We start from the raw sequence: 13,341 nt of genomic DNA on the forward strand, positions 1-13,341 counted from the left end.
ATTCAGCGGAACAACTAAAGTTAATACAAATTCAACGATTGAAGTGAAAACGCATACGATCGGATGCGTCGGCTCCGGCGGCGCGTGGCCCGCTGCGACCAGTATTTTGTTAAATAAGGATGAGCCATATCGCTATTTCGCCGCTTCGACCAGTATTGCGTGAAATAAGGATGCGGCACATCGCTATTTCGCCGCTGCGACCAGTATTGCGTGAAATAAGGATGCGCCATATCGCTATTTTGCCGCTGCGACCCGTATTGTGTGAAATAAGGATGCGGCACATCGCTATTTCGCCGCTTCGACCAGTATTGTGTGAAATAAGGATGCGGCACATCGCTATTCCGCCGAAATCCACAGGGCTTAGCGGTACGCGTTGCCGCTATCGCCTGCCGCAGCGGGTATGCTGTCGTAGAAAAAAGAGGCCCCTGTACCCGCGGGAACAGGAGTCTCGCGACAGGGGCGCCGATTCAGATATTGTGCTTTTTGCGGTACTCGCCGGGGGACATGCCCATGTGCTGCTTGAACTGGCGGTTGAAGTAGATGATGTTTTTGTAGCCGACCTGCTCCGCGATCTCGTAAATCTTCTTGGTCGTATCTTCGAGCAGCTCGCATACCCGTTTCATGCGCAGGTCGTTCAGAAAATCGCTGAACAGGCTGTTGGTCTCGGCCTTGAACAGCTGGCCCAGATAGTTCGGCGTAAAGTTAAAATGCGCGGCCACTTCGTTCAGCGTGATCTTCTGCTCCAGCCTGTCCTTCACGTAAGCCGTAATGTCGTCGATCAGCTTGCGCTTCTGCCGCTGCCGCTTCAGGTAGAGCAGCTCGGACAGCTCGAAAAACCGCCTTCTGAGCCAGGACAATATGTCGTGCACCGTCTCGAATTGAAACAGGATGAGCGGCTGATGGGCATCCCAATTCAAAATCTCGTACAGATGCTCGTTGAGCTGCCGCAGATCCGCGTGAAGCTTGGACTTGATGCGAATGATGAGATCGTAAATCTCGTGCTTCTGCGAGAGCGGATGATCGCCGTCGAACAGCTGCAGCAAGCAATCGTCGATCGTAGTCAGGTCGTACTCGAGCATCGCCTTCAGCATCCGGTCGACGATCTCCTCGAGGTTCGGAGCGATCCGCTCTTTGGGGCGCCACTGCGAGGCGTCCTTGATGAGCCGATTTTTGCCGACGATCCACTTGATGCTGAGCGCGGCCTGCGCTTGCCGGTAAGAGTCGTGCAGCTGGTCGAACGCAGTCGTGTACATGCCGGTCCCGATCGTGACGGAGAAGGCGAACTCGGCGTAAAAAGCGAGGATCAGCTCCTCGAGCAGGGCGGAGAAAGAAGGTTCGGGCACGGCAGCCAGCAGGACGAAGCGGCTGTCGTAGGCGTCGATGACGAGGCCCATATTGCGTTCCTGCGCGAACCGGCGAATAAACTGCGCCGCGCCGGCGAGCCAGGCGCGACGCTCCTCCGCGGTCGAGCCGCCGATCTTCCACGCGATATCGTCGATCTCGGCGATGGCGACCGCGGTGCCGCCCTGGAGCATCGGCGCGAGGAAGCTGCGGATATGCGCCTCGACGTCGCCCGGCGCCGACTCGTTGAACCAGCGCAGCAGCAGCTCCTGGTTGACGAGCGACAGCGTCTCGGTCAGCGACGTATGCTGCTTGCGCTCCCGCTCGATCTTGCCGCATAGCTCCGTCAACGTCGCGTTCAGCTCGCCGTCCTCGACGGGCTTGAGCAAATAGCCGTGCGCGTTCAACTGAATCGCCTGCTTGGCATAGTTAAAGTCCTCGTGTCCGCTGATGAACACGATCGACACCTGCGGATTGATCTCCTTGGCCTGCCGCGCGAATTCGGTCCCCGACATGATCGGCATGCGGATGTCGGAGAGGATGATGTCGACGCGCTGCCCCTTCAACAGCTCAAGCGCGGCGAATCCGCTCGTGGCCGTACGCACGCTGGCGCCCGCCAACTGCTCGTGACCCGCCACCCTGCGTCTCAGCCATTCGAGATCGACCGCTTCGTCGTCCACCAGCAGGACGTTGATATCGTTGTCCGTCATTGATCGCCGCGCTCCTTGTCTTCCCGAATCTCCGCGTTTTCCATCGGCAAAATAAGCTCGACCGTCGTCCCCGCGCCGTAGTAGCTCCCGATCTGGATGCCGAAGTCGCTGCCGTACCTCATTTTGATTCGCTCCTCCACGTTTTTCAGGCCGTAGCCGCCTGCGCTCGGTTCACTCGAACGCATCCTTTTGAGCGTATCCGGCCGCATGCCGATGCCGTTGTCGATGACCTTCAGCTCGATCCGGTCGCCGCCGAGCCGCCTGCCCGTGATTCGGATCGCGATCGATTCCCCGAACCAGGCGTGCTTGAATATATTTTCCACGAAAGGCTGCAATACCAGCTTGATGATGCGCACGTGCAAGATGCCGGGGTCGATGTCGAAGTACACCTGGAAGGCGTTCGCATACTTGACCCGCTGGATATCCAGATACGCCTTGACCTGCTCCAATTCGGCTTCAAGAGAAATATAGACCTGCCCTTCGTTCAGCGTCAGCCTGTAAAATTTGGAAAGCTCCTGCACCATCTTCGTCACCTTGTCGGCTTCGCCCATATTCGCCAGGCTGCCGATTGTCGAGAGCGTGTTGTACAGGAAATGCGGGCTGATCTGCGCCTGAAGCACGTCGAGCTCCGCCTGCTTTTTCTGCATGCCCTGCTCGTAGACGTCGCGGATCAGCTCCTGGATGCTCTGGGCCATCTGATTGAAGGCGTCGGCGATATACACGAACTCGTCGTTGCCGGCGAAGCCGATCCGCTTGTAGAAGTTGCCCTCCTGGAACGACCGCACGAGCGAGACGATCCGTTTCATTTTTTTGCCCGACAGCCTGGCGACCAGGAAACCGATAAGCGCCATCACCGCGAAGCTGATCGCGCAGACGGCGCCGATCACGCGGCGCATCTTGCTCGCGTCTTTGTTCAGGTAGCGGTGAGGCACCCAGGTCTCGATCGCGTAGCCGGAGTCGGGGATGTCTTCGCTGACGACGAGATAGGCGCCCGCGCCGGCATTCGACGCCACGGATCCGCGCTCGTACAGGTTCGCGCCCGCCGCCTTATCCTTCAACCGGAGCGCGATGCCCTGCTCGATCGGAAACGTATCGAAGTTGCCGAGCAGCTCGTCGAACCTCGCCGTCACGCGAATGTAGCCGATGAGCGACTGCGCGCCGTTGGACGCGAACAGCTTGCGAAAATAGGAGATATTCCCGAGCTCGCGGTCGGTGTCGATCTGCAGCCACAGCTTGTCCCTGCTCGACGGGGCGACGGACTTGAACCAATCCGCCTGCGCGACGCTCTGCGCGGACAGGACGTAATAATCGCTGCGGCCAATCGGCTGCGACATGTCGTCGCCCGTGATCTCGAGCATCGTCTCGTTAACCGCGTACAGGACGAGCCGCAGCTTGTTGCCGTACAGCTGGAGCGGCGCCTTCATGTACGGCACGATGTCGTCCTTCATTTTCAGCATATTCTCTCGGGTATCGCCCTTGAACTGCAGCGCATTCTGGAACGTCGTATTGAGAAAAAGCGAGTTCGTCATGCGCGTGATCTCGTCCATCTGGTATTCGATATTGTTGCTCGTCTGCCGCATCGCGGTGCGGATATTCGTCTCCGCCATCTCGGTCCGGGATTCGACGAGCATGGTGTAAGAGATGTAGCCCACCAGAATATCCGTCAGCAGCACCAGTACCAGATACGGCAGCATCGTCTTATAGGTAAACGGGATGTATTTGCGGTTCAGCCGGAACTTTCTCATGCGCGCGCTCCCTTTCCGTTCGCATCCGTTCCTTGCGAGGGTTGCCCCATTTTACAACGAAATGAGAGCGGTTACTAGATGGTCGGTATCAACCGGACTGGAAGGCCGGTGTCTCGCGCGCCGTCCGTCGGCATTGATCCTTACAGGAAAAGCGGCATAAAAAGAGGAGCCGCCGGCTCCTCTCGATAGGATTGCTATGGAATTGAGATTCTTTGGTCCGCGTTCGAACGGTCCGACGCTCAGGCGTAGAGGAAGCCGACGGCGCGCAGCGTACGTAGGAGCATCGCCGCAGTCTCCGCGCGCGTAATCTGCTGCTGCGGGCGAAGGCGCCCCGCCGGATCTCCCTGAATCAAGCCGCTATGGACGGCAGCCGTCATCGCTTCCCGGGCCCAGGCCGAGACCTGGCCTGCATCGGCGAAGCCGGCGAGCGCAGTCGGCGAGCCTGCCGCCGGGGAATGACCCGCCGTCGTCATCGCGCGCATGAGCATGACCGCGGCTTCCTGCCGGCTGATGGGCGCATCCGGGCGGAATCGCCCGTTGGCATCGCCCTGGACGATGCCCGCCTGCACGGCGGCCGTGACGGCGCCTGCATACCAGCTGCCGCTGTCCACATCGCCGAAGGCCGGAAGCGTCCCGGCTGTGCCTTGCAAGCCGAGTGCACGCACGATCATCGCCGTCAGCTCCGCGCGAGTGACGGCGGCGCGAGGCGCGAAACTGTCGTCGTCGACGCCGTTGATGACGAGCATGGAAGCCAGCGTACGAACGGCTTCCTCCGCCCACGAACCCTGAACGTCGGCAAACTGCTTGTCGTAGGCCAGCAAGGCGTAGATACCGCCCGTTTGCGTCTTCCATTGGACGGCTGTATCCACTGATATAGCGGGTACGGGCGCAAGCGTCTGCTGACCCTCTACGTAGAGTACGCCCGACAGCGTGCCTTGAACCGCCGGTGCCGGCCGCTGGACCGTAACCGTGATGTAATAACCGTACGGGGACAGCGGCCGCTCGACTCCGCCCGCAACGAGGATCACCTCCAGCTTGAGCTGCTGTCCGTACAAGGCTGCGCCCAGTTGTGCCGCAGCGTGTTCCAACCCGCTCTGTTCGGAATCGCTCGGATGAGACAGCCTTACGCGAAGCTCATCGAACGGACGATCGGACAGATCGGACAGCATCGCTACAGGCAGCTCATAATCCGCAAGGCCCGTACGGACCTGCAGAACGCCGCCCGGATCGAGCAGACTGACGGTAGCCCGAGGCAAGGTCAGCGTCCAGGCGTTCGCCGAATTTGCGAATAATGCCCGGCCGTCCAGCACAATCGCCCCGGCGGCGAGCTCCTCCTGCTTCCACTTCGTATCGCGGGTGGCCTTATCAGCCGTCCATCGGACGATGTACTTGCGCAGCGGGTCTTCCGGCTCGATCGGGTCAGGCTCCGGGCCGGACGGTGCAACGATCGCGCTCACGGTGACAGCCTGCACCGCTTCATTGCCCGCTGCATCGCGGGCATAGACGGTATAGATACCGTTCGCGCCGACAGTGAATGCGCGCGCAGACAGAATATCCGCGCCAACGTCTCCGCCGGAGAAGTCGGCCGCCGTTTTGCTGCCGGCGAGCCATCGCAGCTCGGCAAGCGCATTGCCCGCCGATGCTTCGCCGTAGACGGCGGCGGCCACGGTGACTTCAGCCGTGGATCCGGGAGTCGAGTCTGCGCTCAGTGCAAGCGCAGGCGGGATCGATACGACGCGCACCGCGCTCGTATCGGGCAGGGCGTACGCCAGCAAAGCCGTCCCGACGCCCGATGCCGGCTCGATAGCAGCGCCTTCCGACAAGTCGACGGATGAAGCGAGCCCGATGCCGTCTGTATCCGCCAATCCGGCCGGCACTTCGTAAGCGAACGTCAGCGAGGTAACGGGGGTGCCGGAATCGCCGGTGTACGCAGCATACACGACCAAGGGCTCCGAGCCGCCGTCGAGCGTGACTGCGATACGGGGCTTGCCGGTTACGATTACTTCGTCCCGATAGGTCAGCGTGAAAGCAAGCGTGTCACCTGTACCATACAAGCCTGCGTTCGGCGGCGTCAGCACGATGCCGACGACGACCGCCCGGAATGTCGCAATCGCTGCCTCCAGTGTCGCCCGCGCTGCGTCCAGTTGCACCTGCGTGTAGTTTGCGGCATCGTCCGCAACTGCCTGCGCATCCGCGATCGCTGCGCTTAGCGTATTGCGCGCGCTCGTCGGCGCCTGGCCGACATCCGTGCCCGCCGGATGATCGCTCAGCGCCTGCTGCGCATCCGCGATCGCCGCGTTGAGCGCGGTCGCGTTGCCTGCGCCGATCACGGCGCCGTTGAACGCGTCGACGGCGCTCTCCAGTGTCGCCTGCGCAGCGTCCAGCTGCGCCTGTGTCCGGTTCGCGGCGTCGTCCGCGACTGCTTGTGCAGCGGCGATTGCAGCGCTTAGCGTATTGCGCGCGCTTGTCGGCGCCTGCCCGACATCCGTGCCCGCCGGATGATCGCTCAGCGCCTGCTGCGCATCCGCGATCGCCGCGTTGAGCGCGGTCGCGTTGCCTGCGCCGATCACGGCGCCGTTGAACGCATCGACGGCGCTCTCCAGCGTCGCCTGCGCCGCGTCCAGTTGCGCCTGCGTCCGATTTGCGGTGTCAGCCGCGACCGCTTGTGCCGCCCCGATCGCCGTGCTCAGCGTATTTCGCGCACTCGCCGGCGCCTGGCCGACATCCGTGCCCCCCGGATGATCGCTCAGCGCCTGCTGCGCATCCGCGATCGCCGCGTTGAGCGCGGTCGCGTTGCCTGCGCCGATCACGGCGCCGTTGAACGCATCGACGGCGCTCTCCAGCGTCGCCTGCGCTGCGTCCAGCTGCGCCTGCGTCCGGTTTGCGGCGTCAGCCGCGACCGCTTGTGCTGCTCCGATCGCCGTGCTCAGCGTATTGCGCGCACTCGCCGGCGCCTGGCCGACATCCGTGCCCGCCGGATGATCGCTCAGCGCCTGCTGCGCATCCGCGATCGCCGCGTTGAGCGCGGTCGCGTTGCCTGCGCCGATCACGGCGCCGTTGAACGCATCGACGGCGCTCTCCAGCGTCGCCTGCGCCGCGTCCAGTTGCGCCTGCGTCCGATTTGCGGCGTCAGCCGCGACCGCTTGTTCCGCCCCGATCGCCGTGCTCAGCGTATTTCGCGCACTCGCCGGCGCCTGGCCCACATCCGTGCCTGCCGGATGATCTGCCAGCGCCTGCTGCGCATCCGCGATCGCCGCCACCAGCGCGGCCGGATCTCCTGCACCAATCACTGCGCCGCTGAACGTCGTGATCGCCGTCTCCAGCGTCGCCTGCGCCGCATTCAACTGCACCTGCGTCCGGTTCGCGGCGTCATCCGCGACCCCCTGCGCCGCTCCAATCGCCGCGCTTAGCGTACTCCGCGCGCCAGCCGGTGCCTGCCCGACATCCGTGCCCGCCGGATGGTCGCTCAGCGCCTGCTGCGCATCCGCGATCGCCGCGTTGAGCGCAGTCGCGTCTCCCGCGCCGATTACGGCGCCGTTGAACGTGCCGACGGCGCTCTCCAGCGTCGTCCGCGCTGTGTCCAGCTGCGCCTGCGTCCGGTTCGCGGCGTCATCCGCGACCCCCTGCGCCGCTCCAATCGCCGCGCTTAGCGTACTCCGCGCGCCAGCCGGTGCCTGCCCGACATCCGTGCCCGCCGGATGATCGTCCAGCGCCTGCTGCGCATCCGCAATCGCTGCCTCCAGCGCAGCCGGATCACCAGCACCGATCACGGCGCCGCTGAACGTCGTGATCGCCGCCTCTAGCGTCGCCTGCGCCGCATTCAACTGCGCCTGCGTCCGATTTGCGGCGTCAGCCGCGACCGCTTGTGCCGCCCCGATCGCTGCGCTCAGCGTACTCCGCGCGCCAGCCGGCGCCTGCCCAACCTCCGTGCCCGCCGGATGGTCGCTCAGTGCCTGCTGCGCATCCGCGATCGCCGCGTTGAGCGCGGTCGCGTTGCCAGCGCCGATCACGGCGCCGTTGAACGCATCGACGGCGCTCTCCAGCGTCGCCTGCGCCGCATCCAGCTGCGCTTGCGTCTGATTCGCGGCATCGTCCGCGACCGCCTGCGCCGCCCCAATTGCTGCGCTCAACGTACTCCGCGCGCCTGCCGGCGCCTGCCCGACATCCGTGCCTGCCGGATGATCGCTCAGCGCCTGCTGCGCATCCGCGATCGCCGCCGCCAGCGCGGCCGGATCGCCCGCGCCAATCACGGCGCCGCTGAACGCATCGACCGCCGCCTCCAGCGTCGTCTTCGCCGCGTCCAGCTGCGCCTGCGTCCGATTCGGAGCGTCAGCCGCGACCGCCTGCGCCGCCCCGATCGCCGTGCTCAGCGTATTTCGCGCACTCGCCGGCGCCTGGCCCACATCCGTGCCTGCCGGATGATCTGCCAGCGCCTGCTGCGCATCCGCGATCGCCGCCACCAGCGCGGCCGGATCTCCTGCACCAATCACTGCGCCGCTGAACGTCGTGATCGCCGTCTCCAGCGTCGCCTGCGCCGCATTCAACTGCGCCTGCGTCCGATTCGGAGCGTCAGCCGCGACCGCCTGCGCCGCCCCGATCGCTGCGCTCAGCGTACTCCGCGCACCCGCCGGCACCTGGCCCACATCCGTGCCCGCCGGATGGTCGCTCAGCGCCTGCTGCGCATCCGCGATCGCCGCCAACAGCGCGGCCGGATCGCCCACCGTCAAAATATTGGAGATGCTGATCGTTTTCACTGCCTCATTGCCCGCAGCGTCTTTGGCGTATACCGTATAGGTGCCGTTGCTTGCGGCAGCCAAGCTTTGCGCGACGGTAATATCCGTGCCTGCGCTCGCAAAGTCCGATGCGGCGCGGTTCCCGGCAAGCCACTTCAGCACGCTCAATCCGTTGCCGGCGCCGTCGATCTGCACGCTGGCGGACACGGTCACCGGACCGAACGTATCGCTCGTCAACGAAGGCGTCAGCGTGATGACCGGCGCAGCCGGCATGACGACCGTATGCACGAGCGCAGTCGACACGCTCTCCGCATAATTCTCTTCTCCTGAATAATAAGCCTCGATCGAATGAGGCCCGGCGGACAGCGTCGAGATATCGAGCTCCGCAATCCCGCCAGCCAGCGGCACAGTGCCCAGCACGGTCGCGCCTTCTCTGAACGCGACCGAACCGGTCGGCGTATCCAGGGCACCTGTGACCGCGGCCGTCAGCGTGATTTCCTCCAGATAGGTGGAGGAAGACTTCGAGGCGGACAAGGCAACCACCGACGAGAACGCCAGCTTCGCCGCGACGGTCTGTCCCTCTCCCCAGCTCCATATTCGACCGTCCGCATCGATCGCGAACGATCGCTCGTAGCCTGCAGTGACCGACGCCAATTGGACCGGCGTCCCACCGTCCATAATTGTAATTTTATGAGGGGCCGTCTTGCTTGTCTTCGTGCCGTCTCCCAACTGCCCCTGGTCGTTTCTTCCCCACACCCACAGGTTGCCGATCGTATCCAGGGCCAGCATAAAATGATTGCCGCTGGAAATTTGAGCGAACTTGACCGCACTGCCTCCGTCCATGATCGTCAGCTTCTTTGGCTCCCATACAGTCGGACCGACGCCGCCATCGCCCAGTTGGCCGTAATTGTTAGCGCCCCACACCCAAATGTCCCCGTCGTTCTCGAGTGCGGCTGCAAGATGTCCTCCGTCTCCAAAACCGGCCCCGGCGGAGATCGCTTTGAACTGAGGCGCGACACCGCCGTCATCCAGCATGAACGCTACAAGATTAAGACCGACCAGTTGAATTTGCCACTGATGATCATTCGAGTCGATGCCGATGAGCATGGAATTACTACCGGAAATCGACTTTAATGCGACAGGGTTGCCGCCGCCATCCGTGATCGGAACCAGGGTCGGCACTTGATCGGGTTGGCCCCCGAATACGCGGCCCCATCCCCATAAACGTCCCGTGTCATCCAGCGCGTAGCTTGTATCCCGAATAGCCGCGACCTCGGCGAACGTCACCGGTACGCCCCCGTCCGTGACGACAAGCTTCTCCCAGCTGTAGGAGTCAAGAGCCACACCATTGCCAAGCGATCCCTGCCTGTCTTCGCCGGCCATCCAGATCCCCCCGTCGGTATCCAGCGCGATCGAGCTGAAGAAGCCCGGCTGCACTTGCTTGAAGGCAACCGGCGCGCCGCCGCCATCCGTAACATCGATTCGCGCGGGAGCGCTGTAATCGTTCAATGAGGTTCCGTTGCCGAACTGACCGTATTGATTATAACCCCAGGCCCAAATCGCTCCGTCTTCGTCCAGTGCCAATGTAATGGCTAGCTGGCTCGAGACGGAGGTGAACTTCACGCCCGCTGCGCTCGCCTTGGGCGGCAAAAGCAAATGACCGACAATCAGCCACAACACGATAAAAACCAGAACACCCTTCTTCAATCCCCAACATCCTTTCTTTGCCGCACTTCTATGAGACTTCCTCAGACTCTATCACGGCCCTATGAAAGAACTATGAAAGAGGACGTCCGGCGAACGCGTCCTGTCGCTCTGTTAATAGAAATAAATGTTAACGGCACGTCGCTTTAAGCTATACTTAGAGAAGAACCGGAAGCTTACAACCCGAGGAGATTGCCGTCAGATGAATACAACGCTTCCCAATTTCGCCATGCTTGTCTCCGTCTGTCTCATGCTTGCGTTTTTGGGCTATGCCATTTTGCACAGGCGAGAGCGGGGCATCCGATATTTTGCCTGGATTATGGCCGGTCGCGTGATCTACGCGGGCAGCGTCATTTTGGAGATGACCGGCAGCAGTCTGCACGCCAAGCTGTTGTTTCGCAACATCCAGCAGACCTCGCTTATTTGCTCCGTTCCGCTCGTGCTGTTTTTTACGCTGGATTTGCTGGGGAAAAATAACGCGATGCGCCGGCTTCATCGAAGCCTGTTTGTGTCCCTGTTCGCGCTTTGGTCGCTGCTGGTATGGACGAATCCCCTTCATCATCTGCTTTACGCCCGCACGATCCTCCGGGGGGGCCATCTGGAAGTCGACAAAACCAATCTCTCGCTCTCCTTCAATATCGCCTGCTACCTGCTGCTTGCCGCCTGCATCTTTTTTCTGTTCGATTACCTGCGTCACATTCGTCGCGACATTCGGACGCCCGGCATGTGGCTGCTCCTCTGCGGATGTATCCCCTCCGTGATGGAGGTCGTCAAGCTGACGAATCCCGGATTCACGCCGTGGATTTTGCCCGCCTCGGTGTACTGCGGCTTTTTTGGCATGACGATGCTCTGGATCGTGATCCGATACCGCTTGTTCTCCATCGTGCCGCTGGCCCGCAGCATCGTCGTCGAGACGATGAGGGAGGGGATTCTGATCGCGAACCGCAGCGGCCGCGTCATCGACAGCAACAAGTATGTCGAGCCTTTGTTCGCGGGACGCGTTGACGGTCCGCTCGCGGAGCGGCAGATCGGCGACCTGCTCGCGCCCTGGCCGGAATGGCTGCGCGTTTGCGAGGACATGGCGCCCGGCGAGCTGGAGATCGAAGCTCTGGCGGGCGGCGAGAAGCGCGTTTATTCGGTCAAGGTGTATCCGCTGACTCCCCGGGGCAAGGACAGGCAGGGGACCGTATCGGTGCTGTTCGATATTACGGACAAGCAAAGAAGGCTGGAAGAGATCGTCCGGCTCAATCAGTTGAAGGACCGGCTGTTCGCCGTCGTCTCTCACGACATTCGCGATCCGCTGGCGGTGCAGATGAGCTTGCTGGAGACGCTGGAGGCGGACAAGCCGCTGCTCGGCCGGGATCAGCAGGATGCGATCGATGCGCTGAGCGGGCAGGTTCACAATACGTATAACATGATCGAAAATTTGCTGGATTGGTACCGCAGCCAGAAGGACGAAATCCTCCTGCGACCGCAAACCTTGCGGTTGGCGGACGAGGTCGGCGAGGTTTGCCGCATGCTGAAGGTCAAAAGCGATATGAAGCAGATCGACCTTCTGGCGGATATTGATGATGACGTTGCGGTGAACGCGGACAGGGAAGCCGTCGCGTTGATCGTCCGCAATCTGGCGACCAACGCGATCAAATATTCGCATCCGGGCGGGAGCGTGAGGATACGTGCGCAGCGGGACGGCGGCCAGGTCGTCGTATCGGTCGGCGACAGGGGCGTCGGCATGACGCAGGAGCGGGCGCGTTCGCTGTTCGATCCGCTGAATCTCGGTTCCACCGCCGGTACGGCAGGCGAGAAGGGAACCGGGCTCGGTCTGCAGGTGTGCCGCTCATTCGCACGAATGAGCGGCGGACAAATCTGGGCGGAGAGCGCGCCGGGGCAAGGAAGCACGTTTTATTTTACGCTGCCGGCCGCGACGAGGGGGGAGTAAGCGATGAAAGTCATCGTGATTGACGACGAACCGGCGATGCTGACGGCGATGAGGCTGCTGCTGTCCCGAACGGCAGGCGTAGCGAATGCCGCGATGCTGGGCAGCGCCGTTGAAGCGATCGCTTATGCGGAACAGCATGGCGTGGACCTCGCCTTTATCGATATCCAGATCGCGGAGGACGACGGATTGACGCTGGCAAAGGAACTGCGGCGGATGCATGCCGGGCTGGACATCGTGTTCGTGACGTCCCATAAGGAATATGCGCTGGATTCGTTCGAGGTGTACCCGCTTGACTATATCGTTAAGCCCGTCTCCGGGAAGCGCCTGGCCGAGACGGTCGCGAGAGCCGCAAGCGCCAAGGCGCAAAAGGCCGATGCCGGTCATGCAGGTGCGGAGAAAGAATTAAAGGCAGAGACGGACAGCCAGCCGCGACTGACCATAGAAGCCTTGAGCGGGCTGCGGGTCGGCAGCGAAGCGGGAGGCGCGGTCAAATGGATCTCCCGGAAAAGCAGGGAGCTGTTCGCCTACTTGCTGCTCTACCGCGGCCATGCTGCCGCCAAGATTCGGACGCTCGAAGACGTATTTCCCGAACGGGAGTTAAAAAGCTCGGACCTTTATCTGAACACGGCTGTGTATCAGCTTCGCAAGGCGCTGTCCGCGCATGGCATGAAAGACATCCTGATCACCGATCGCGATCATTATCGGCTGCGCCTGGACCGGACTCGCGTTGACTTTATCGCATTCGAGGACCGGCTGTCCGAGTTCCACACGATCGACGCGGGCAACGAAGCGGCCGCGATCGCCCTCGAAGAGCTGTATACCGGAGATTTGTTCGAGAACTTGCCTTATGGATGGGCGATTGCCGAGCGGGAGCGGCTGAGCGACTTGTATGAGACGTTCGCGAGGCGCCTGAGCCGGGGGTTGATGGACCGCGGGCGGTTGCATCTGGCCATGCCCATCGCCAAAAAGCTCGTGCTGCGCAACGAACTGGACGAGGAAGCGAACCTGCTGCTGTTCGAGGCGTTGGCGGCAGCCCGGGACCGAAGCTCGCTGCAGGCCCGATTCAGGCGGTACGAGGAGCTGCTCGAACAGGAGCTAGGCATTCAGCCTTCGGCGGAGGTCGTTGACTTGTACCGGCGGCTGGTATGACGCCTATTAAAAATCGGCCC

The 13,341-nt window shown here is 62.3% G+C and carries 5 protein-coding genes; 2 read left to right on the forward strand and 3 right to left on the reverse strand.

All coding sequences use genetic code 11. From position 1 onward, the window contains the following. Positions 1-467: 467 nt before the first annotated feature. From ACFOTD_RS07830 to ACFOTD_RS07840, 3 genes are all read right to left on the reverse strand, one after another. Positions 468-2,051 (reverse strand): response regulator, encoded by a 1,584-nt coding sequence (locus tag ACFOTD_RS07830; protein WP_378117416.1) that lies wholly within the window; start codon positions 2,049-2,051, stop codon positions 468-470. After that, positions 2,048-3,796 carry a sensor histidine kinase gene (locus ACFOTD_RS07835; protein WP_378117418.1) on the reverse strand — a complete coding sequence of 583 codons (1,749 nt, stop codon included), beginning with the start codon at positions 3,794-3,796 and terminating at the stop codon, positions 2,048-2,050. Before ACFOTD_RS07835 ends, ACFOTD_RS07830 begins: the two co-directional genes overlap by 4 nt. Before the next feature lie 239 nt (positions 3,797-4,035). Continuing rightward, entirely contained in the window at positions 4,036-10,236 is a 6,201-nt protein-coding gene (locus ACFOTD_RS07840; RefSeq protein WP_378117420.1) for an S-layer homology domain-containing protein, read from the reverse strand. A 199-nt stretch (positions 10,237-10,435) separates the two neighbouring features. On the opposite strand from ACFOTD_RS07840, the gene ACFOTD_RS07845 reads away from it, so the two are divergent. Together ACFOTD_RS07845 and ACFOTD_RS07850 are read left to right on the forward strand one after the other, a co-directional pair. Next, on the forward strand, positions 10,436-12,172 hold the full coding sequence (locus ACFOTD_RS07845; RefSeq protein WP_378117422.1) for a sensor histidine kinase: 1,737 nt from the start codon (positions 10,436-10,438) through the stop codon (positions 12,170-12,172). Between the two features lie 3 nt (positions 12,173-12,175). Continuing rightward, positions 12,176-13,321, forward strand: a complete 1,146-nt coding sequence (locus ACFOTD_RS07850; RefSeq protein ID WP_378117424.1) for a response regulator — start codon at positions 12,176-12,178, stop codon at positions 13,319-13,321. The last annotated feature ends 20 nt before the right edge of the window (positions 13,322-13,341 follow it).

Source organism: Cohnella sp. GCM10012308, from assembly GCF_042649185.1.
GTDB lineage: Bacteria > Bacillota > Bacilli > Paenibacillales > Paenibacillaceae > Cohnella.

Coding starts and splice junctions, on each gene's coding strand:
- ACFOTD_RS07830 (WP_378117416.1), bottom strand. CDS start 2,051: ATGACGGACAACGATATCAACGTCCTGCTGGTGGACGACGAAGCGGTC.
- ACFOTD_RS07845 (WP_378117422.1), top strand. CDS start 10,436: ATGAATACAACGCTTCCCAATTTCGCCATGCTTGTCTCCGTCTGTCTC.
- ACFOTD_RS07835 (WP_378117418.1), bottom strand. CDS start 3,796: ATGAGAAAGTTCCGGCTGAACCGCAAATACATCCCGTTTACCTATAAG.
- ACFOTD_RS07850 (WP_378117424.1), top strand. CDS start 12,176: ATGAAAGTCATCGTGATTGACGACGAACCGGCGATGCTGACGGCGATG.